Genomic DNA, 22,394 nt, shown 5'->3' on the forward strand with positions numbered 1-22,394 from the left:
GCTTATATGTATAAATGTATAAAACGAAATTATATCCACAATTCACAAAAATGATGGACTGGACCGCGCCCCTTGCCGACTTTTAAAACACTTGAAGTCGCTAAAGTCTTGTTAAGATAGTTTTTGGCTTTTTTTACAGCACAAACTAAAGACTCTGTTGGTAAAAGCGCAGCTATTGCTGCTGAAATAGTACAACCTGTACCATGATCATTAATAGTTGCAAAACGGGAAGACTCAAATGCCACAACGCTTTCACAATCACAATAAAGGTCAGGACTAGAATCATCATAATTGTCTCCCTCCTTCGCACAATTATTTAAATGCCCACCTTTTAGTAAAACGGCACCACAACCAAGTTCCAAAAGCTTCGGGCCATATTCATACATAGTATTTAACGACCATTGCACTTCACATCCCAATAACATAGCTGCCTCAGGTAAATTGGGCGTAATCAAAGTTGACATAGGTATAAGAACATCACGAATAACTTCAATCGCATCAGGTTTTAAAAGGATATCTCCACTTTTTGCTACCACAACTGGGTCAAAAACAATAAAACGCACTTTATGATAGGCTAAACGCTCTGCAATAATCTGAGCAATTTGAGCATTTGCTATCATACCAATTTTAACGGCATCAACATGAATATCTTCAAAAACTGAATCAATTTGATCAGCAACAAAAGATGCATCTAATGCGTGAAAAGCCCGGACCCCTTGTGTATTCTGTGCAACAACAGCAGTCACAACACTCATGCCATAGGTTTTCATTGCTGAAAAAGTCTTTAAATCCGCCTGCATTCCAGCTCCACCAGAAGGATCAGTGCCTGCAATAGATAAAATTCGTGGAATAAACAATTTATCTCTGAAAACTTGTGATGTCATCAATCGCTGCCTTTTAGGATTTTAAAATATCTGAAAATATGCAAATAAGGTATATTTTTCTTATAAATTAAATTACACACAAACTTTTTTGCAGATACAAAACGGAACAATACAGTGCTTATTTTGCGTTCTCTTCTTTTTACATTCGCTTTTTACATAACGACCTTTCTACAAATGATTCTTTATGCACCTTTCTACTTTCTCATGCCACGCAAAAAAGCGTGGATTGTCCCTAAAACATGGGCACGTGTTACATTATTTTTACAAAAATATATAGCTGGTACTGATTATGAAATTGAAGGTATAGAAAATTTACCAAGTGGAGCTTATATCATTGCTCCAAAGCACCAATCTGCGTGGGAAACATTCGGTCTTGTCCCTCATCTTGATGATCCTGTTCTCATTTTAAAACGTGAATTAACATGGATTCCTCTTTTTGGCTGGTATATGGCAAAAACACAAATCATTCCGATTAATAGAACGACCCCCATTAAAGCCCTTAAAATCATAGTGCAAGAAGCAAAAAAAAAGGTAAAACAAGGACGCCAAATTTTAATCTTCCCAGAAGGAACACGTCGGCTTCCTGGACAAGAACCAGATTATAAACCAGGAATTGTTGCGCTCTACAATGAATTGAAACTTCCCGTTGTTCCCATCGCCCATAATGCTGGATTATATTGGCCACGCAATAACTTTCGCCGCTACCCAGGAAAAATTCGTGTTCGTATCCTTCCTCCTATCGAAGCTGGTTTAAGCAAACGTGAGTTCCTGGATAAACTTATACAAAAAACAGAAACAGCTTGCGACGAATTGCTTGTGCAAGCAGCACAAGATCCCACACCTCCTCCTATGCCCCCCTCTGCAGTAAAAAAGTTACAGACTCTCGGTCATCATTGAAAATCAGTGGATATATCCTTAACCTTTACTTTCCACCTGTATGGACTCAAAATTATTCTGTGATACATTAAAATAATTCTAACTAATACATAAAAAATAATTGGATCTTCTTGATGCGGCGTCTTTTACATAATTTGTTTTTGTTTTTTACTTTGAGCTTAACAAGCAATCTTGCTCTCTCTCATCCTTTTATTTCTGTTGATGTTGCAACTGGACGTATCCTGGAACATAATCAAGCTTTTGAACGTTGGTACCCTGCCTCTTTAACAAAATTAATGACTGCTTATGTTATTTTTCGCGCCATGAGCACAGGAGAAATTTCACCCGATAAGCATGTTATTGTCAGCGAACATGCTGTCAAAGCTCCTCAGTACCGTTCAGGTTATAAAGCCGGTTCCATTCTCTCACTTGATACAGCCTTGAGCATCACTTTAGTCAAATCCACAAATGATTTAGCTATTGCCATGAGTGAAGCAGTTGCTGGTTCGCAGGAAGAATTTGTGGAAAGAATGAATGCTGAAGCACAGCGCTTAGGCATGTTTGGAACCCATTTTGCTAATGCAAGCGGATTACCAAATCCCCAAAATTACTCTACAGCACGCGATATTGCCCTTTTAGCAGTTCAAATTCGCCAAGAATTTCCTCAATATGCCCACTATTTTTCTATTCCTGCAATTGATTTTGGTGATGAACGAAAAGTCCATCCAAATTCCAATAACCTCATTGGCCGCTTTGAAGGAATAGATGGTATGAAAACAGGCTTTATTTGTGCGTCTGGTTTCAATCTTGTTGCTTCAGCAACCCGCAATGGACGCACAATTATTGCTATTATTTTAGGGGCTCATAACATGAGCGAAAGAGAAAAAAAAGCTGCAGAACTTCTTGAAACAGGCTTTTCAAATCAAGGATCATTACAATTAACATTAACAACATTAGAACCTTATGGCACGAAAATAGAACAAGCAACAGACATGAGACAGCAAACCTGCAATGCTGAATCCGTAAGAATACTTGCGGATTCTTATGACGATAAAGGAAATATTATCATCACCTCACCTTTAATCACGGCGTCTCCTTCTCCTGCTCTCCCTCTACAAGTACGGCTCATTAGTAACCCGCCGACGCATAAAATCAAAGTAAAACCGTTAAAAAAACCCAACATTCCGCATAAACAACAAGAACGCTCTTCTATGATAAAGGCTGCAAATCACGGCCAATAATAAATATGAAAATACAACGTATTCCTATCACTCTGATCACTGGATTTTTAGGATCTGGCAAAACAACTTTGCTTAATCGCATGTTACAAGATCCTCTTTTGGCCGATAGCGCTGTTATCATCAATGAATTTGGTGAAATGAGCATTGACCACTTTCTTGTTGAAAAAACAACAGAAGGGATCATCGAACTAGCAAATGGTTGTTTATGCTGCAATTTGCGTAGTGATCTCATTGATACATTAACAGATTTGGTCAATTGTACACATAAAGGACATCTTAAACAACTCAATCGTATTGTCATTGAGACAACGGGATTAGCCGATCCTGCTCCAATTTTACAAGCTTTTTTAAGCCATCCTTTTTTAAGTCAAACATTGTCCATTGATGCTATCATTGCAACATTTGATACATTAAGCAAGCTTTCTATACTGGAAGAACATCCTGAAATACAGAAACAAATAGCATTCGCTGATAAAATTATCCTTACAAAAACAGATCTTATTGATTCAAAAAGGCACTTAGATACGCTTATCAGCACACTTAAAGCGATTAATCCTACAGCACAAATTATTAACGTTCATTCCGATCTTTGCCGTCCAAAGGCTTTAATCAATAAAACCTTATGGAATGAAAAAGAAGAAAATACAGAGCTTAAACAATGGCTCACCGTTGCTCCGCATGCACATAATCACCACAGAAGCATTCACGCCTTTTCACTAGACTGCTATGAGCCTCTTGATTATGCCACTTTAGAAGCTTTTTTAGATACTCTAAAAAATCTTTATGGAAAAAAAATATTACGCATCAAAGCAATTATTGCACTACGAGACGATCCATACCACCCACTTGTGTTGCACAGTGTACAAACATTTTTCCATCCGCCAATAAAACTTTCAACATGGCCGAAAGGAATCTCACAAACCCGCTTTGTCATCATTGCCGATGGAATTAAAAAAGAGGAAATACAAAAACTCTTTGATGCCTTTTCAAATAAACCAGCAATAGACACCGCAGATAAAGCGGCCATATTAAATAATCCATTGTCCATCCCAGGAATGAAATTTTAATTTTTCCTTCAAGCTTAAATGCGTAAAAATTTTTTATGGAACGTATAAAAATACGTCCGTTGCAAACACGCTTTACCTATTCTTCTTATCATCTTTCTAAACATCAGCATTCTATTTCGCATTTATAGAAAAATATCATATTCTGAACATGTAAAAATATTTACAATTTATGATACTCATTGCGTTACAGAAGCTGACATTTTATTCACATTATGATTGAAAATGTAATTTCTTCCAAAAACATCAACTTTCGGAGGCTTACGATTTTTTTCAAAAAAATCGTATCCTTCTTTAAGCATAACCCAAAATTTATAGTGCCGGCTGCCACGATAACGTTTCATATTGTCATCAGTCATCCGAAAAGGAAAAGCCTGCAATTGAAACTCTCTCTGTCCACCTCTAAAAGCATCTCGTGCAAAAGCATAAATCTGCGCCATATTTTTATCACTCATGGAATAACAACCCGCAGAAAAACAAGAACCATGAACCATAAGATAACTTCCTGTACGGCCATTGGCTTTATCATAAAGGTTAGGAAAACCGATATTAAATGAAAGGTAATATTTTGAATAAGGATTCATTTGACTTGCGCTAACAGAATAAAAACCTTCTGGAGTCTGCAAATCCCCTTCCTTATATTTAGGTCCAAGTTTACCCGACCATTTGCAAATACCATAGCTAGCTATAAGCACAAAGGTTCCTTGACGGTTCTGCTTCCAAACTTCTGCCACATTTTCTTTCTTAAAAAATCGCATCATAATTGGTGCATATTTGTCCACATTAGACAAAGCCATTTTTTTCTGGATGTTTTTTGGTAATGGCTGCTCAGTTTTAGCCTGAATAGAAGGGGGCAATTTCATCCCACATGCCGTCAATACTCCAATTGACAACAAAATACATACCGCACAAAACCTATTTAATATCATTGAATAAAACCCTAACCTATTAAACCTTCATTTCTTGCAAAGCGCCTTATGCTAAGGATCGACCAATTTGAAGATATTTTTCCCATCGTTCTTGTTTAATAACCTCACCATCTTTTCCAGACATGGACTTTAAAGCCTCTAAGATAGCATCACCGGCGGCATCAATCACAATTTCTTTTCCTCTATGAGCACCTCCCAATGGTTCTGGAATGATGCCGTCAATAACTTTTAATTTATACAAATCTTGTGCAGTAATCTGCATATTCATTGCAGCATCTTTCGCGCGTGCTGAATCATGCCATAAAATAGAAGCTGCCCCTTCTGGTGAAATAACAGAATAAATTGCATGCTCTAGCATATAAACTTTGTTAGCCGCAGCAATTGCTATCGCCCCTCCTGAACCACCTTCTCCAATAATGACTGAAACAACAGGAACTTTTAAGCGTAAAGTTGCTGCTGTTGATTGCGCAATTGCTTCTGCTTGCCCACGTTCTTCAGCACTCACACCAGGATAAGCACCTGCTGTATCTACAAAAGTTAGTAATGGCAGACCAAAACGATCAGCCATTTCCATGATGCGTACAGCTTTACGATATCCTTCAGGACGTGCAGAACCAAAATTATAGCGTAAACGTGTTTGCGTATCATGACCTTTTTCTTGGCCTATATATGCAACGGCTTCACCTTTAAATCTTGCCAAACCTGCTTGGATAGCTTCATCTTCAGCAAATTTTCTATCACCCGCCAAAGGTGTAACATCACTTAATAATTGCGCAGAATAATCCATAAAATGGGGACGATCAGGATGGCGAGCTACCTGTGTTTTTTGCCATGGTGATAATTTTTTATAAATATCGCGTAACGCCGTTTGAGAACGCACTTCAAGACGAGCAATTTCTTCGCTCATATCAAGACTATTTTCTTCTTGAGCAATCTTTTTTAATTCAAGAATCTGTCCATCAAGATCAGCAACTGGTTTTTCAAAATCAAGATAATTATGCATTGTAGCCAACTTATTTGGTATGATTTATAAATTTATTAATTTATTGTTAAAGTATTTTTTTAAACATTTCTCTTTTTATCCAGCCTTCTCTTCATCGACAAGTGGGTGATGCTCATTAACTAAACGATAAAGCCCCTCTTCTAATACATGTGTATAAATTTGAGTAGTAGAAATATCAGAATGACCTAACAAATGTTGAACAGCACGCAAATCAGCACCATTTTGCAAAAGGTGGCTAGCAAAGGCATGGCGCAACACATGGGGAGAAAAGCAATCAGCTTTTATTCCACCTCTTTTAGCAAGATTTTTCAATTCCTGCGCAACAACTTGACGCGCAATATACCCTGTTTTAGAGTGAGCAGGAAAAAGATAAAGGCTTGTAGCATCTTTTCCCTTACCACGCAATATTAACCACTTTGAGAGAACTTCTTGTGCCTTTTTTGATAAAAGCACCATTCGTTCTTTTTTTCCTTTACCGCGTACCAAAATACAATATTCTTCTCTTCGAACTGCCTGCATTGGAAGACTTACCAACTCGCTAATGCGAAGTCCTGTTGCATAAAGCATCTCAAGGAATACTTGACGACGCAATGCACGAAAGTAATCTTTTGATCCATAATCTGCTTGATTAACTTCGTATTGCGCAAAATCAAGCAATTTTATCACTGCATCCTCACTTATGATTTTCGGTAAAGGACGCCCTCGACGAAGCGATTCAATATCATCGGAAGGATCATCTTCTCTCAACCCTTCCGAATAAAGAAATTGATAAAATTGACGCAATGTTGATAAACGACGTGCTTGCGAAGATGCAGCAAAACCAAGAGTGTGCATAAGTGATAAAAGACCAATGAGATCTTCTTTCTTAGCCGAAAACAATGAAACTGAATGCGAATAGAGCTCATCCTGGGCCCATTGCAAATCATGTTGATAAGCTGCAAGCGTATGAGCAGAAGCTCCTCGCTCAGCACTCATCATTTCAAGAAAACGATCTATCACAAAGCTATTCTTCATTGATTTTCACTAAAAGAAAGATTTGGTGAATCGAAAGGAACATCGATATAGATATCTGCTGTTCTCGGTTCAACAAAAACTACGAGAGACACCATTATACTGAAAAGAACAACAAACAAAATAAAAAGAATCATCAAAAGTCTGGTTAATGTTGGCATAAGACAATAAACTCTATAAAAAATATCCTCTTTCTCTTTTATCATGCCTTAAAAAGATTAACAGGAATTGACTTTAAGCAAATTAAATGCCGAAATAAAAGCATGCAAAGTAATCAATCTCAACATATCCCTATGGTAGAAATCAAAAAACATCTCCTCTCATTCCTTGATAAACGGGCTCTTGTTTTCGTAGGGCTTATGGGAACAGGCAAATCAACAATTGGAAAACATGTCGCAACCATGCTCAATTTGCCTTTTTATGATTCTGATCAAGAAATTGAAAGAGCAACACAAATGACAATCACCGAACTTTTTCAAAACTATGGTGAATCAGAGTTTCGTGCTCTTGAACAGCGTATTATTTTAAATTTGATAAAAAAAAGTCCTCTTGTTTTAGCAACAGGTGGTGGTGCCTATATCAATGAAAATATCCGCAAAGCCATTCATGAGAATGCTATATCTATATGGCTTAAAACAGATCTCAATATTCTCATGAAACGTGTTTCACGACGCCCCACACGACCATTACTACAAACAGAAAACCCTAAAGAAACCATGCGAAAACTCATGGAACAACGATACCCTATTTACGCAAAAGCAAACTTAACTATTAACAGCTATAAAAAGAGCTGTCATGCCGTAGCACAAAATGCCATAAAATCTGTACAACGCTATTTATATACAGAAATCAACAATAGGAATAACAAGCATGCAAGCTGAAACCGTTACTGTTCAATTGGATAAGCGCTGTTACAATATCATTATCGGTCCAAATCTGATTAAGCAAGCAGCTTCACAGATTAAGCATGCTCTTAGCAAACAAGATTTTCATCAAACGCGTTTAGCACTTATTACAGATACAAATGTTGCATCCCTTCATTTAAATACATTACAGGCGGAGTTAGCAAAAAATAAAATTCATACTGTTCCTATTGTTGTAGAAGCAGGGGAACAATCAAAATCATTTTCAACCTTGCAAACAGTCATCAATAAAATTCTTTCCGCGCGTTTGGAAAGAGGTGACTGTATTGTTGCTTTTGGTGGTGGTATTATTGGAGATCTGGGAGGATTTGCCGCAAGCATCATACGTCGAGGTATGAACTTCATTCAAATGCCCACAACGCTTCTCGCGCAAATTGACTCTTCTGTCGGAGGAAAAACCGGGATTAATAGCCAATATGGTAAAAATCTTATTGGGACTTTTTATCAACCCCAATGTGTTATTGCTGACACTTGTATTCTTGATACGCTACCGTCGCGCGAATTTCGCGCTGGATATGCGGAAATTGTCAAATACGGACTCATTAACCAACCTGATTTTTTTGAATGGCTTGAAAAAAATGGAGAAAAAGTTTTTTCTAATGGACCAACACGAATGGAAGCTATTGTTCGCTCCTGCCAATTTAAAGCCGACATTGTAGCTCGCGATGAATATGAAGCAGGAGAACGCGCATTATTAAATCTCGGACACACATTTGGACATGTGCTTGAAACAGCGACTGCCTATGATTCAAACCGTTTAATTCATGGAGAAGCAGTTGCAATTGGAATGATTTTAGCTCACCAACTCTCTGCTCAATTAAATTTAATAAGTCCAGCGATCACACAACGCATTGAAGCACATTTGAAAACTATAGGATTACCCACACAACTAAAGGATATTCCTGGCCAATTACCAGACGCTGAAACACTCATGACTTTCATTGCTCAAGATAAAAAAGTTTCGCAAAACAGCTTAACTTTAATCTTAACGCGCGGACTTGGACAATCATTTATTGCAAAAAATGTTCCACAAAATACAATTTTTAACTTTTTAAAACAAAAATTAGCTAAAATTGGTTAATTCATATTGAATATAATTGATTCGTTTTTACACTTATATTAAAGGAGTAAACGTGATTATGTCTGCGTAGCTCAGTAGGATAGAGCACAGGATTCCTGAAGAATTGGGCACCTTAAGAAGAAATTCTTAAAGTGAATCTGCTCAAATTCGGGGAAAACTTCATAGGAAACTGTATGTCAATCCCGAGCCAAGCCTCTTGTTAAGCAGGAGGAAGGTGTAGAGACTGAACGGGCAGCACCTAAAAAGCGCAAGCTTCAAGGTGAAGAGACAGTCCAGACCACAAACAACCTGTAAGGTTGGCGGTGAAAATCGAAGTGGTATGAATCCTGGGGCCGCAGGTTCGAATCCTGCCGTAGACGCCATCGCAGCAATCAGTTTATTTTCTGCACAACTCTATAATAATAAGGAAGCACTATGAAAAAAACTCTATTTGTTTTAGGATTTTTCACCGCTTTAAGTCTGTCACTCTTCAAGCTAACCAATGCTTTTGCAAACTCTTTAATTCTTGAAGTACCAGACAATCCAGAACCAACAACAGAGGTTTTGGCTTATCAATGTAATACCGACGCCCCCCAAGAACGCATTGAGGTCACTTATATTGATGCTCAAAATGTTTCATTAGCTGACTTTACATGGAGAAATGATCGCGTCATTGCTGCCAATGTCATGACCGAGAAAGGAACAAAATACGCAGGAGCGCATTATATCTTATGGAAGACCCTACACGATATAACGCTTTACGATCTTATTAATGATCCAGAAGAAAAAAGACCTATCCTTTGTAAGGAGGAGTCAACGTTATTATTCTAGATAGTTAAGGAAATGTACATGAGAAAAACTTCTTTTATTTTACCACTTTTTGCCGCTTCAACTTTATCACTCTTCAGCTCAATAAGCGCTTTTGCTGGCTCTTTAGTCATTGAAGTATTAGATGATTCGCAACCAACAACAGAGACCATTGCCTATCAGTGCAATATTGGAACAGGTACAGAGCGTGTTGAAGCAACTTATCATAATGCTGGTGATATTTCGTTAGTTGACTTTAAATGGAAAGATCATCGCGTCGTTGGTGCCAATGTTATTGCTGCATCCGGAGCAAAGTATATGGGCGCTCAATACGTTTGGTGGACCAGTAAGAACGAAGCCACGCTTTATGACCTTATTAATGATCCTCAACAAGAAAAGCCTATACTTTGTGTAGAGGAAAAAGAAAAATAAGTTATTAAGCATTAAAAATCGCACTGGTTCTCCTCACATAAAGTTTCTTCTGATGCTTGTCGTTCTTCTTCCCTTTTGTGTGATAAAAGAGCCAGTGATTTTTCTTTCGATTGATCTTCTAAATGGTATGATTGGTAGGCAGCTGCTTGTGATAACAACATAGAAGCTATAGGTGCTGCCACAAATAAAAAGCCCATCAACAAGATTTCGTGAAAAACAAAACGATCATCCACAAAAGTTGAATAAAGAAACGAAGAAATGAGAATGCTTCCAGCGCCACAACTTGTACTCATAGAGGACATATGCAAACGTTCATAAAAATTTGAAAAGCGCACCAACCCTATTGTTGAGATCAGTGTTAAAACAGATCCCAATATTAGAAAAATAGTAATAATAATAGCAACCGCAAGTGATATATCACTCTTCATTCAATAATTTCTCCACGCATTAAAAATTTAGCCAAAGCTATACTCGATACCGGACCTAAAAGCCCAATAATAAGAGCCGCTATAAAATAAATGGTTGTTCCTGACTGGATATCAAACGTAAGAAACAAAAGAATAGTAATTATATAAAGGACGTCTAAACTCATAACGCGATCGTGTGCTCGTGGGCCAATAATCAAACGATACAATGCAAACATCATCGCCAAACTTAAAAAACTTTGTGAGATAAAAAGACCCCAATAAAGAATCATCATACTCATTAGAAAATCTCCAAAAGTAATTTCTCATACCGCTGTTTAATCAGCTTTTGGTAATCATTTCCATTTTCTAAATTTAATACATGGAGCAAAAGCTCACCGTTTTTACTATTATAAGCAACCCAAACAGTTCCTGGAGTTGCGGCTATGATACACGCTAAAACAGCTAACGCAGTATGGTTTTCTAACAAGAGTGATACGACAATAAAACCAGACAGCTGTTCTCGAGATCTTTTTGTTAAAACAAACCAAGCTACAGAAATATTTGAGGTGATAGAATCTATAAATACTCGAAAAATGAGATGAAAAACCGCTCTCCAATTTTTAATAATGACTTTTTCTGGTTCAAGAAGTTGCATCATCCAACTACAAAAGAGGGCAATTACACTCCCTAAAAGCAATTGTCCCACACTAAAACCATTTAAAATTATCCACATAAAGACAATCAAACTACTGAAAAAAGGGGAAAGACAAAAACGATTCATCGATTTACCTCCCCATTTTTAAGAGAAAAATCCTTTAACACGCTTCCAATATAGCTCTGAGGGTCATACAAAGTTTTAGCCGTTTCATACATATAATGACCAACGGGAGCAGCTATAATTGTCATAAGAAAGCATAAAGCAAGAAGGACAGCAATAGGTGCAAATTCTATGACTTGAACGCGTGGCACTTTAGCTTCAAGAGAAACCCAGAAAGTTCGAACACCAGTTCGTGTCATAGCAATTAAGGCTGCAAAGCCAGATATGGTAACAAAAATGATAAAAAGCCAATCACGTATAGCTGGTACAGAAGCAATTTCCCCCCATTGATTATGGTTTAAAATTGCTATGAACATCATAAATTTAGCAACAAAACCAGAAAAAGGCGGCAGCCCAATAATTAAAACTGCACATAAACTAAAACAAGCTCCGAGAATTGCCAAAGTTACCGGAAAATAAACGCCAACTTCATCTTCCTCCTCTTCTTCATCATCACCGTACACCTCCATCGTCACAGCCAAAACATTGGCAGCCACATCTTGGCTGCGTTCAACCAATTCTACCAAGAGAAAAAAAGCTCCAAGAGCTAAAGTGGAGGAAACAATGTAGAAAAGTGCACCTGCTATTAATGCTGTATTGCTTATTCCAATAGCCATCAATAATGTTCCAGAAGAAACAAGAACACTATAAGCAGCTAAACGTACTAAAATTTGGCTAGCCAATATCCCTACAAAACCAAAAATGATAGTAGCAAGTCCGCCATAAAATAGAACTGTGCGGACAAAGGAGCTGAAATGTCCACCTTCAGAACCAAACCATAACAGCGTTAAACGTAAAATAATGTAAATACCTACCTTGCTCAAAATTGCAAAAGAAGCTCCAACAGGCGCAGCTGCCGCACTATAAGTTGGCATCAACCAAAAATTAAGTGGCCACATACCTGCTTTAAGTAAAAAAGCAATACCTAAAAGTGCAGCACCAATTTCAAACAAAACAATATCCTGGTCGGCTATCTGTTTTATTTTAACAGCCAAATCAGCCATATTAAGAGTGCCAACAATTCCATAAATAAGCGCCGTACCAATTAAAAAAAGCAACGAAGCAACAAGATTCACCACCACATAATGCAGCCCAGCACGCACACGAAATTGACCAGAACCATGTAAAGCTAACCCGTAAGAAGCTGTTAACATAATTTCAAAAAACACAAATAAATTGAATAAATCACCTGTTAAAAAAGCACCATTCACTCCCATCATAAAAAATTGCATCAACGACTGAAAATGAGAACCAGCTTTATACCAATGCGCCTGTACAAAAACCAGCGCAGCCATGATTAATAAACTGGTAAGTAAAAGCATCATAGCGCTCAAGCGATCAAGAACTAAAACAATCCCAAAAGGAGCTGACCAATTTCCAAGCCAATAAACATCTGCAGCTGGTGCAACTTCACGAGAACGCATAACAAGTATAGCCGCAATAATAACCGACAATATTGCAGAATAAATACTAATTAATGACTTAAGTTTTGAATAGCGTTCGTCACAGAAAAGAAGAATGACACCGGTACTTAACGGCAAAAGAATAGGCAAAATCAGAAAATGATACATGCCAATTTCCATCACGGCACCTCACGCCCATCAACGTGATCTGAACCTGTTAAACCGCGCGAAACCAAAAGAATAACCAAAAATAAAGCTGTCGTTGCAAAATTAATCACAATCGCTGTCAAAACCAAAGATTGTGGAAGAGGATCAACATAATTAGCTGTATTGATTACAGTGGAAGGATCAATAATAGGCGCATTATTGCTACGCGGTCTACTCATCGAGAATATAAAAAGATTGACACCATAAGAAATCAAAGACAAGCCAAGAATAACCTGAAAAGTTCGTGGACGCAAAAGAAGCCAAATACCTGATCCAACAAGAACACCAATACTCAATGAAAGAATAATTTCCATTAATCCTCCTTCTTTTTTGCAATAGGTTTCCTACCAATTCGATAACTACGGATCGATTGGTGTGCAAGTGCAATTAAAATGAGAACTGTTGCTCCAAAAACCAAAGAAAATACCCCAAAATCAAATAAAAAAGCAGATGCTACGGGAACCTTTCCGATCAACGGAAGTTGAATATATTGGAAAAAGGAAGTTAAAAAAGGATACCCAAAAAACCAAGAACCCATCCCTGTTATGATTGTTAATAATAAGCCGCCACTTATCCAACGCAAAGGTAGAACTCTCAAATGACTTTCTACCCATCGAATATCACGCGCAAGATATTGCAAAATAAACCCTATTGCTAAAATTACACCGCCAGCAAAACCACCCCCTGGAAGATCATGCCCTCGCATAAATAAACAAATGGCAAAAGCGATAATAACAGGAAAAAGCCAACGCATCATAACAGAAGGGATAACTAAATAATCTGACATTTTACCTTCTATGCCTCTATCAAACTTTAGTGTATCAAAAAACACCGAAAATCGTTGTTGAATAAGAGAAGAAATGCTTTCAGGAGCGGGACGAAACCGCCGTAAAAGAGCAAAAACAGTAAGTGAAACTATACCTAATACAACAATTTCTCCCAATGTATCAAAACTACGAAAATCAACCAAAAGGACATTCACAACATTTTTACCGCCAGCGTCAGAATAAGCATGTTTGAGAAAAAAATCAGAAATTGTTGTACCTTGAGGACGTGTCATTATCGCAAAGGAGAGCCATGCCATACTGCTTCCTCCTATAAGAGCTATGCAAAAGTCACGCGCACGACGCAAAAACACGAAAAATGTTATCGGCTTTGGGGAAGTATCACACAAACGTTTAGGCAACCACCGCAAACCAAGTAGCAGTAAGACTGCTGTTACAATTTCAACAACCAATTGTGTTATTGCCAAATCAGGCGCAGAAAGCCATAAAAAAGTTGCACAAGTTATTAAACCAGCTCCCGCCAATAACATTAATGATGTCAAACGGTGAAACTTTGCTTTCCAAGCCACTGAAAGCGCACAAAATCCACCCACCAACCACAACACAAAAAAAGGAATATCAAATGGAAAAAGCGGTGAGAAACCAGCTAAAACCAAACCATCATACCAAAGTAAAATACCAACAAATGCAAAACAGACTAAAAAAATCCAGTGCAATTGTGTTTGTAAACGGCGTGTTGATAAAAAAGATTCTACTGAACGTGCCCACTTCCAAGAAATAATCACAAGCACTTGTTCAAAAATACGCGTTCCTTTCAAATGACGAAAAAAAGGCGCTCCATCCTCACAAGATAAAAAATAACGGTGTGCAACAACATAAAACAATATACCTCCTGATAAAGCAATAAAACTCATCACGAGTGGCATATTAAACCCATGCCAAACAGCCAAACTATAAGAAAATGTCATCTCTCCTAAAACAGACATGGCTGCATTATCCAAAATAGGACCTATTGTGAAATTGGGGAAAATGCCAACCGCTAAACAAATAAACACCAAAAGTTCCATTGGAAAACGCATAAAATGCGGAGGCTCATGTGGTATTTTAGGCAAATCGACAGGTTTTGGTCCACAAAAAACACCATGAATAAAACGTATAGAATAGGTTACACTAAACAAGCTAGCCAGCGTTGCCACATAAGGCGCAACCCAATCTAGCCATGACTCCATATGTGTTTCAACCGCTTCAGCAAAAAACATCTCTTTTGATAAAAAACCATTCAGCAAAGGGACACCAGCCATAGCTGCGCTAGCCACTAAAGCCAACGTCCCTGTGATCGGCATAAAGCGAAAAAGTCCTGTCAGCTTGCGCATATCACGCGTCCCTGTTTCGTGGTCAATAATGCCAGCTGCCATAAACAAAGAAGCTTTAAAGGTTGCATGATTGGCCATATGAAAAATTGCCGCAACACATGCAAGTTGACTACCAAGGCTCAAAAGAGTTGTAATCAAGCCAAGATGGCTAATAGTTGAGTAAGCCAGCAATCCTTTCAAATCTTGTTGAAACATGGAAAAATAAGCGCCAAGAAGCAGTGTCGAGAGCCCTGAAAAACCAACCAACCAAAACCAGGTTTCTGTTCCAGATAAAACCGGCCATAAGCGAACAAGCAAAAACAGTCCTGCTTTTACCATTGTTGCTGAATGTAAATAAGCTGATACAGGTGTCGGAGCTGCCATCGCATTAGGCAGCCAAAAATGAAATGGAAACTGTACGCTTTTTGTTAGTCCCCCTAACAAAATACAAACAAGAACTGGCTTGTAAAGAGAGCTGGACCGAATCAGATCCCCAGACTGCAAAACTTTATCTAAATCAAAACTGCCAACAATATGGCCAATCAATAAAACCCCTATAAAGAGTGCAAAACCGCCAAAGCTTGTAATTGTTAAAGCCATACGAGCGCCTTCACGTGCGCTGGCATTATGATGCCAATAACCAATCAATAAAAAAGAAAAAATACTGGTTAGTTCCCAAAAAATAACCAAAAAAATGAGATTACCTGATAAGACTATTCCTATCATTGATCCCATAAAGGCAAGAAAAAAAGAAAAAAAACGCGGCATAGAATCTGCTGGATCCATATAGTAACGCGCATATACAACAACAAGCAGCCCGATTCCTGTAATTAAAACACAAAAAAGCCATGACAAGCCATCTATACGAAGAATTAAATTACTTCCCCATTCGGGAAGCCAAAAAAGATCCAAACGCACCATATGGTTTTCGCGCACCGCGGGATAAAGCATTGTTGTAAAAATAAGACAAATAAGCGCAATAATCCCTGTAAACCACGCCTCGTTATTTTTTGCTGTCGTGCGAAAAAAGCCAACAGCAACACTTCCACAAAAGGGAAGCAAAACAAGCAATATCAACATTGCTTCCCATGTTGCCATTCTTTAAACTCCACCCTGCTCTCAACATTTTGTCATTAACAAAATGAAAACTCTAGATTACTATCCTGTTATCCCCTCACAATCTGCGCTGGTAGCAAATCCCACATTTATTATAATAAGATTTAACAAAACTTAAAAGTAATATAAAAATTTCATACTACAACCACTAATAATGGAAAACGATATACTCTCAAAGCTTCTCGATTTTTTTGCTTTTAGTATCTTTTACCCCTTAAAAATGCGAGAAAAACATTGTTTACGGGGACCATGAAAAGGCTGATAACTATTATCATTCTTATTATAAGAACGGTAACGCTCCATACAAGAATCAATATGTTGTTTAAGCATCCATGGCTTTTCCTTCTCTAAAGCAGGAAGCGAAGACTCTTTTGTAAAAGCTGACACTGTTTTTAGTGGAACATGCTTTGTATTTAAAAGTGGAAATGTAACGAACGCTTGTTCAGGATACCACCAATTATCACTATATTTACGATAACCACTACGATAATGACGATAACCTTTGAACCCATTAAGCTCTCTACGCCCCGTAACAATAACAGGAACCCACTTGTCTTGAATAAAAGATTGATGAGAATCCTGGACCTTAGCCCTACTTTTTTTTGCAAAACCAGTTATATTGGCTATTATTGCTGAGAAAATTCCAATGAACAAAATAACCAAAACATAGTAAATACGCTCCATTCTAAACATAACACAAATCTCATAATACCTAAATCATAATTTAATTACGAACAGTCTTTCCCTTGAAAAATAAAAATAGATTCTCTTTAAAGATTTTTTTACTTGAGGCATTCTGTTCCTCCATGTACTAAACGTTAATCTCAAAAATAAGATCCTGCAAAAAAGAACAAATAAACAATGATTAAAACTCCCTATTATCTTATTGATAAATCTAAGCTCATAAGAAACATGGAAATTATTTCTCGCTTACGGGAAATGTCTGAAGCAAAAATTTTGCTAGCTTTGAAGTGCTTTGCTACGTGGGGTGTTTTTGATTTAATGTCGCAATATATGGATGGGACAACATCATCATCTTTATATGAATTGCGGTTGGGAAGAGAAAAGTTTGGCAAAGAAACCCACGCCTATTCTGTGGCTTGGTCAGACGATGAAATTGATGAAACTTGTAACTATGCAGATAAAATAATTTTTAATTCAATCCAACAACTTCAGCGTTTTTCCAACGCAACAAAAACCATTCAGCGCGGTTTAAGATTAAATCCAGGGATAAGCGCATCAAATTTCGACCTTGCAAATCCTTCTCGACCATTTAGCCGTTTAGGTGAAAGCAACCAAAATGCAATTAAAGAAGTTTTGCCCCTTATTGACGGCTTAATGATACACAATAATTGTGAAAACGCTGATTTTAATCTTTTTGATCAAATGCTTAGCCACATGGAAGAAAAGTTTGCAGAACTCTTTTCTGCTGTCGATTGGATCAGTCTTGGTGGCGGGATCCATTTTACAGCTGAAAATTATCCCCTAGAACTTTTTGCACAACGTTTAAAAGATTTTTCAAAAAACCATGGTGTTACTGTTTTCTTAGAACCAGGAGAAGCAGCTATCACCAAAAGTGCAACATTAGAAGTAAGTGTTCTTGATACATTATATAATGAAAAAAATCTTGCCATCGTTGATAGCTCAATAGAAGCCCATATGCTTGATCTTTTAATTTATCGAGAAAATGCTAAACTCGAGCCTAATAAGGGTTCTCATGAAATTATGGTTTGCGGAAAATCTTGTCTTGCTGGCGATATTTTTGGAACATTTTTGTTTCCTGAACCTCTTAAAGTAGGTGACAGATTATCTTTTCAAGATGCTGCAGGTTATACAATGGTTAAGAAAAACTGGTTTAATGGTGTTGCAATGCCTGCCATTGTTATAAAAGAATGTAATGGAGCTTTAACAATTCAGCGCCAATTTAATTATAATGATTATCAAACAAGCCTTTCTTAACCGCAAATAAATTGCAAAAAATCATCATGCGGCAATATTAATAAGGAGATAGCCTCAAAATGAAAAAAAATGTTCTCATTATTGGTGCTGGAGGTGTCGCACAAGTTGTTGCGCATAAATGTGCCCAAAACAACGATATTCTCGGTGAAATTCATATTGCTTCACGCACAGTTGAAAAATGTGAAGCAATCATTGCATCAATTAAAGATAAACAAGCAATGAAAGTGAAAGGGATCCTCAAAAGCCACGCACTCAATGCAATGAATGTTGCAGAAACTGTTGAACTTATCCAAAAAAACAAATGCGAAATTGTTATTAATGTCGGCTCCGCTTTTCTGAATATGTCTATTCTTTCAGCTTGTATTGAAGCAAAATGCGCTTATATCGATACAGCAATTCATGAAGACCCTTTAAAAATTTGTGAAACACCTCCCTGGTATGGAAATTATGAATGGCCTCGACGTCAAGAATGTGAGAAAGCTGGTGTAACTGCTATCTTAGGGGCAGGTTTTGATCCTGGCGTTGTAAATGCTTACGCAGCATTAGCGCGTGATGATTACTTCGATACAATTTCTGATATTGACATCATTGATATTAATGCTGGAAACCATGGGCGCTGGTTTGCTACAAATTTTGATCCAGAAATTAATTTTAGGGAATTTACAGGGCAGGTATGGTCTTGGCAAAATAAAAAATGGACATCTAACCAAATGTTTGAAGTCGGCCGTGAGTGGGATCTTCCGGTTGTTGGAAAGCAAAAAGCTTACATGTCAGGACATGACGAGATCCATTCATTATCTAAAAATTTAGATGTTCCAAACATCCGTTTCTGGATGGGATTTAGTGAACGTTATATAACTGTTTTTACTGTTTTAAAAAATCTTGGACTCTTATCTGAACAGCCCATAAAAACAGCAGAGGGACAGGAAGTTATCCCTTTGAAAGTTGTGAAAGCTGTCTTGCCTAATCCTGCTTCTTTAGCGCCTGATTATACAGGAAAAACCTGTATTGGAGATCTTATTAAAGGCGAAAAAAATGGCAAACCAAGAGAAGTTTTTATCTACAATATAGCTGACCACAAACAGGCTTTTAATGAAACCGGTTCACAAGGTATTTCTTATACAGCCGGTGTACCAGCAGCAGCTGCCGCTATTCTTATTGCCAATGGAGAATGGGATGTTAAAACCATGGTCAATGTGGAAGAATTACCACCACACCCTTTTCTAAAATATCTTGACCATATGGGACTTTCTACATTTATAAGAGAACAACAAGAAGATAGAAAATTAGAATTCTAAATCTGTTTTTATTGATATACAGAGTAAATATGAAAAAAAAACGCCTCTTAGAAAGGCGTTTTTTTCATACAATCCGTCAGAAAAAAGCAAAAAATGCTCTATAATTCTTTAGGCAAAATTATGGAGCTCCTTTTTTAAAAACTCCCTAGATATCTCAACTAAATATGAAGCGGTTTTGCAAATGTTGCCAAAGCAGCTTCCCGCACAGCTTCTGACAAAGTAGGATGCGCATGGCAACAACGTCCCAAATCTTCTGATGAACCACCAAATTCCATCAAAACTACAATTTCATGGATCATTTCACCAGCACCAAATCCAAGGATATGACCACCTAAAACGCGATCAGTCTTTTTATCAGCAAGGATTTTAACAAACCCGTCACTTTTTTGCATTGCACGTGCACGACCGTTAGCCATTAAAGGAAATTTTCCAACATTATACTCAACCCCAGCAGCTTTAAGCTCTTCTTCTGTTTTTCCAACACTGGCAACTTCTGGCTGTGTATAAACAACACTAGGAATAACATCAAAATTAACATGTCCTTTCTGACCTGCTAAAATTTCAGCCACAGTAATACCTTCTTCTTCAGCCTTATGCGCTAGCATTGGTCCTTTAACAACATCACCAATCGCGTAAATTCCTGGAATATTAGTTTGCCAATTTGAATCGATTGCAACAAATCCACGCTCATCTAACTGAATACCGGCTTCTGCCAAACCGAGACCTTCCGTATAGGGAGAGCGACCAGTAGCGATTAAAACAACATCAGCCTCTAGAGTTTCAGGAGAGCCGCCTTTAATAGATTCAAAAGTCACTTGAGCAGTTGAATCAGATCGAGTAACAGCTGTTACCTTCGCATCAAGTTGGTATTTAACCCCTTGCTTTTCCATTAATTTCTGAAGTTGTCGTGAAACTTCACCATCCATTGATCCTAAAATTTTATTAAGATATTCAACAATAGTAACTTTAGCACCCAAACGGCTCCACACTGCACCAAGCTCTGAGCCAATAACACCAGCACCAACAACAATCATGCGTTCTGGGACTTTTTCAAGTGCAAGCGCTCCTGTAGAAGAAACAATAACTTTTTCATCAATTGTAACATTTACACCCGGAATGCTAGAACTCTCTGATCCTGTAGCAATAACAATATTCTTAGTTTCAATTGTTTGTTGACGACCATCCTTGAGAGTAACAGCAATTTGTCCTGCACCTAAAATTTTAGCTATACCAAAAAAAGTATCAATTTTATTCTTTTTCATTAAAAAAGAAACACCACTCGTATTTGCTGTAACGACAGCTTTTTTATGCGCCATCATTTTCTCAAGATTAAGTGTAGGTTTTGAAACAGAAACACCCAATGTTTCAAAACCATGCTGTGCTTCAGCAAAGACTTCCGAAGCATGTAATAATGCTTTAGAAGGAATGCAACCGACATTGAGACATGTGCCACCTAATGTCGTACGCTTTTCAATGATCGCCGTTTTAAGCCCTAATTGCGCTGCTTTTATTGCAGTTACATAACCACCTGGACCTGCACCGATCACAACCACATCATAAGACATTTATTTTTCCTTTCACTCTGAAGACTGTATTTACAAATCAAGAACAAGACGTTCTGGATCTTCTAAACTTTCCTTAATACGCACAAGAAAAGTTACAGCCTCTTGCCCATCGACAATACGGTGATCATAAGAAAGCGCTAAATACATCATAGGTCGGATTACAATTTGTCCCCCAACAACCACTGCACGTTCTTTAATCGCGTGCATTCCCAGAATACCAGATTGAGGTGCATTCAAAATTGGCGTCGACATTAATGACCCATAAACCCCTCCATTAGTAATGGTAAAAGTTCCTCCTTGCATATCAGAAACCGCTAATTTTCCATCTCGAGCAAGACGTCCTAAACGGCCAATTTCCTTTTCAATCTCTGCAAGTGACATCTTATCTGCACCACGAACCACTGGAACAACAAGCCCTTTATCAGTTCCAACAGCAATTCCAGCATTGACATAATTTTTGTAAACAATATCTGTCCCATCAATTTCTGCATTAACAGCAGGCAATTCTTTTAATGCATGACAAACAGCTCGTGTAAAAAATCCCATAAATCCGAGCTTAACGCCATGTTTCTTCTCAAAGAGATCCTTATAACGCTTGCGCAAATCCATCACTGCAGACATATCAACCTCATTAAATGTGGTTAACATTGCCGCTGTGTTTTGTGCATCTTTAAGACGACGAGCAATAGTTTGACGCAATTTTGTCATACGAACCCGCTCTTCATGCACTTCATGCGTAGGTGCCGCCTGAGAAACTGTAAGAGCAGGGGACGTAGAAGAAGATACTTTTGTTTTTTGTGCTAACACATTAAGGACATCTTCTTTAAGGATTTGCCCTCGTTTTCCAGAACCTGTAACATCACTTTTTGCAATATTATTTTCAGCCATTAACTTTGCAGCTGAAGGAGCAGGGGACATTTCACTGCCCACAGAAGATTGCTCTGCTTTAGGTAAAGTTTCTTGAGCAGGTGCAGCAGAAAACGAAACCGATTGAGAGGTGCCAACAGCTCCAGCCTCAACAACTCCTAAAAGAGCATTCACTTCAACCGTATCACCTTCCTTTGCAATGATCTCAGATAATTTTCCTGCAACAGGAGAAGGAACCTCAACAGTTACTTTATCAGTTTCTAATTCAACTAAGGGTTCATCCACAGCTACAGCTTCACCTAGCTTTTTAAACCACTTGCCGATTGTGGCCTCAGTAACCGATTCGCCCAAAGTAGGAACACGGATTTCAGTAGTCATAATATTCTTC

The 22,394-nt window shown here is 37.8% G+C and carries 23 protein-coding genes; 10 read left to right on the forward strand and 13 right to left on the reverse strand.

What is annotated here, in order from left to right; all coding sequences use genetic code 11:
* Positions 1-29: 29 nt before the first annotated feature.
* Positions 30-884, reverse strand: coding sequence for a bifunctional hydroxymethylpyrimidine kinase/phosphomethylpyrimidine kinase (gene thiD, locus V4P55_RS05590; RefSeq protein WP_455474106.1), 855 nt, complete (start codon positions 882-884; stop codon positions 30-32).
* Between the two features lie 114 nt (positions 885-998).
* Between thiD and V4P55_RS05595 the strand changes: the two genes are divergently transcribed.
* The 3 genes from V4P55_RS05595 (at position 999) to V4P55_RS05605 (ending at position 4,068) form a co-directional block, all read left to right on the forward strand.
* Positions 999-1,781, forward strand: coding sequence for a lysophospholipid acyltransferase family protein (locus tag V4P55_RS05595; RefSeq protein ID WP_455474107.1), 783 nt, complete (start codon positions 999-1,001; stop codon positions 1,779-1,781).
* Between the two features lie 113 nt (positions 1,782-1,894).
* The gene (locus V4P55_RS05600; RefSeq protein WP_455474108.1) at positions 1,895-3,001 is read left to right on the forward strand and encodes a D-alanyl-D-alanine carboxypeptidase family protein; all 1,107 of its coding nucleotides are present in this window, start codon (positions 1,895-1,897) and stop codon (positions 2,999-3,001) included.
* Positions 3,002-3,006: 5 nt separating this feature from the next.
* Positions 3,007-4,068 (forward strand): CobW family GTP-binding protein, encoded by a 1,062-nt coding sequence (locus tag V4P55_RS05605; protein ID WP_455474109.1) that lies wholly within the window; start codon positions 3,007-3,009, stop codon positions 4,066-4,068.
* A gap of 176 nt (positions 4,069-4,244) precedes the next feature.
* Here V4P55_RS05605 and V4P55_RS05610 read toward each other — a convergent pair whose 3' ends face one another.
* The 3 genes from V4P55_RS05610 to V4P55_RS05620 form a co-directional block, all read right to left on the reverse strand.
* Complete coding sequence (locus V4P55_RS05610; protein WP_455474110.1) at positions 4,245-4,994, reverse strand: L,D-transpeptidase family protein; 750 nt, start codon at positions 4,992-4,994, stop codon at positions 4,245-4,247.
* Positions 4,995-5,040: 46 nt separating this feature from the next.
* Positions 5,041-5,997 carry an acetyl-CoA carboxylase carboxyltransferase subunit alpha gene (locus tag V4P55_RS05615; protein WP_455474111.1) on the reverse strand — a complete coding sequence of 319 codons (957 nt, stop codon included), beginning with the start codon at positions 5,995-5,997 and terminating at the stop codon, positions 5,041-5,043.
* 75 nt (positions 5,998-6,072) lie between these two features.
* Complete coding sequence (locus V4P55_RS05620) at positions 6,073-7,011, reverse strand: site-specific tyrosine recombinase XerD (RefSeq protein ID WP_455474112.1); 939 nt, start codon at positions 7,009-7,011, stop codon at positions 6,073-6,075.
* 260 nt (positions 7,012-7,271) lie between these two features.
* Between V4P55_RS05620 and V4P55_RS05625 the strand changes: the two genes are divergently transcribed.
* From V4P55_RS05625 to V4P55_RS05645, 5 genes are all read left to right on the forward strand, one after another.
* Positions 7,272-7,889: a shikimate kinase gene (locus V4P55_RS05625; protein WP_455474113.1), complete on the forward strand. Its 618-nt coding sequence runs from the start codon at positions 7,272-7,274 to the stop codon at positions 7,887-7,889.
* Complete coding sequence (aroB, locus tag V4P55_RS05630; protein WP_455474114.1) at positions 7,879-9,012, forward strand: 3-dehydroquinate synthase; 1,134 nt, start codon at positions 7,879-7,881, stop codon at positions 9,010-9,012. The genes V4P55_RS05625 and aroB overlap by 11 nt, the downstream gene beginning before the upstream one ends.
* A gap of 259 nt (positions 9,013-9,271) precedes the next feature.
* Positions 9,272-9,430 carry a hypothetical protein gene (locus V4P55_RS05635; RefSeq protein ID WP_455474115.1) on the forward strand — a complete coding sequence of 53 codons (159 nt, stop codon included), beginning with the start codon at positions 9,272-9,274 and terminating at the stop codon, positions 9,428-9,430.
* Entirely contained in the window at positions 9,427-9,822 is a 396-nt protein-coding gene (locus tag V4P55_RS05640; protein WP_455474116.1) for an MliC family protein, read from the forward strand. Before V4P55_RS05635 ends, V4P55_RS05640 begins: the two co-directional genes overlap by 4 nt.
* An 18-nt stretch (positions 9,823-9,840) precedes the next feature.
* Positions 9,841-10,230, forward strand: coding sequence for an MliC family protein (locus V4P55_RS05645; RefSeq protein WP_455474117.1), 390 nt, complete (start codon positions 9,841-9,843; stop codon positions 10,228-10,230).
* Between the two features lie 11 nt (positions 10,231-10,241).
* Here the strand turns inward: V4P55_RS05645 and mnhG are convergent, their stop codons facing one another.
* The 7 genes from mnhG to V4P55_RS05680 all read right to left on the reverse strand — a co-directional run bounded on the left by mnhG (position 10,242) and on the right by V4P55_RS05680 (position 17,010).
* Positions 10,242-10,658 (reverse strand): monovalent cation/H(+) antiporter subunit G, encoded by a 417-nt coding sequence (gene mnhG, locus V4P55_RS05650; RefSeq protein WP_455474118.1) that lies wholly within the window; start codon positions 10,656-10,658, stop codon positions 10,242-10,244.
* Positions 10,655-10,936: a K+/H+ antiporter subunit F gene (locus V4P55_RS05655; protein WP_455474119.1), complete on the reverse strand. Its 282-nt coding sequence runs from the start codon at positions 10,934-10,936 to the stop codon at positions 10,655-10,657. Before V4P55_RS05655 ends, mnhG begins: the two co-directional genes overlap by 4 nt.
* Positions 10,936-11,418 carry a Na+/H+ antiporter subunit E gene (locus V4P55_RS05660; RefSeq protein WP_455474120.1) on the reverse strand — a complete coding sequence of 161 codons (483 nt, stop codon included), beginning with the start codon at positions 11,416-11,418 and terminating at the stop codon, positions 10,936-10,938. Before V4P55_RS05660 ends, V4P55_RS05655 begins: the two co-directional genes overlap by 1 nt.
* Positions 11,415-13,037 carry a monovalent cation/H+ antiporter subunit D gene (locus V4P55_RS05665; RefSeq protein WP_455474121.1) on the reverse strand — a complete coding sequence of 541 codons (1,623 nt, stop codon included), beginning with the start codon at positions 13,035-13,037 and terminating at the stop codon, positions 11,415-11,417. The genes V4P55_RS05660 and V4P55_RS05665 overlap by 4 nt, the downstream gene beginning before the upstream one ends.
* Positions 13,037-13,378, reverse strand: a complete 342-nt coding sequence (locus tag V4P55_RS05670; RefSeq protein ID WP_455474122.1) for a Na+/H+ antiporter subunit C — start codon at positions 13,376-13,378, stop codon at positions 13,037-13,039. The genes V4P55_RS05665 and V4P55_RS05670 overlap by 1 nt, the downstream gene beginning before the upstream one ends.
* Complete coding sequence (locus V4P55_RS05675; protein WP_455474123.1) at positions 13,378-16,299, reverse strand: monovalent cation/H+ antiporter subunit A; 2,922 nt, start codon at positions 16,297-16,299, stop codon at positions 13,378-13,380. The genes V4P55_RS05670 and V4P55_RS05675 overlap by 1 nt, the downstream gene beginning before the upstream one ends.
* Before the next feature lie 225 nt (positions 16,300-16,524).
* The gene (locus tag V4P55_RS05680) at positions 16,525-17,010 is read right to left on the reverse strand and encodes a BA14K family protein (RefSeq protein WP_455474124.1); all 486 of its coding nucleotides are present in this window, start codon (positions 17,008-17,010) and stop codon (positions 16,525-16,527) included.
* A gap of 168 nt (positions 17,011-17,178) precedes the next feature.
* On the opposite strand from V4P55_RS05680, the gene V4P55_RS05685 reads away from it, so the two are divergent.
* Together V4P55_RS05685 and V4P55_RS05690 are read left to right on the forward strand one after the other, a co-directional pair.
* Positions 17,179-18,276: a carboxynorspermidine decarboxylase gene (locus V4P55_RS05685; RefSeq protein WP_455474125.1), complete on the forward strand. Its 1,098-nt coding sequence runs from the start codon at positions 17,179-17,181 to the stop codon at positions 18,274-18,276.
* Between the two features lie 59 nt (positions 18,277-18,335).
* Positions 18,336-19,574, forward strand: coding sequence for a saccharopine dehydrogenase NADP-binding domain-containing protein (locus tag V4P55_RS05690; protein WP_455474126.1), 1,239 nt, complete (start codon positions 18,336-18,338; stop codon positions 19,572-19,574).
* A 158-nt stretch (positions 19,575-19,732) separates the two neighbouring features.
* Here the strand turns inward: V4P55_RS05690 and lpdA are convergent, their stop codons facing one another.
* Both lpdA and odhB read right to left on the reverse strand, forming a co-directional pair.
* Complete coding sequence (lpdA, locus tag V4P55_RS05695) at positions 19,733-21,139, reverse strand: dihydrolipoyl dehydrogenase (protein ID WP_455474127.1); 1,407 nt, start codon at positions 21,137-21,139, stop codon at positions 19,733-19,735.
* 30 nt (positions 21,140-21,169) lie between these two features.
* A complete protein-coding gene (odhB, locus tag V4P55_RS05700; protein ID WP_455474128.1) occupies positions 21,170-22,384 on the reverse strand; it encodes a 2-oxoglutarate dehydrogenase complex dihydrolipoyllysine-residue succinyltransferase in 1,215 nt (404 codons plus the stop codon).
* Between the last annotated feature and the right edge of the window lie 10 nt (positions 22,385-22,394).

It is taken from the genome of Bartonella sp. B30(2025) (assembly GCF_053793825.1).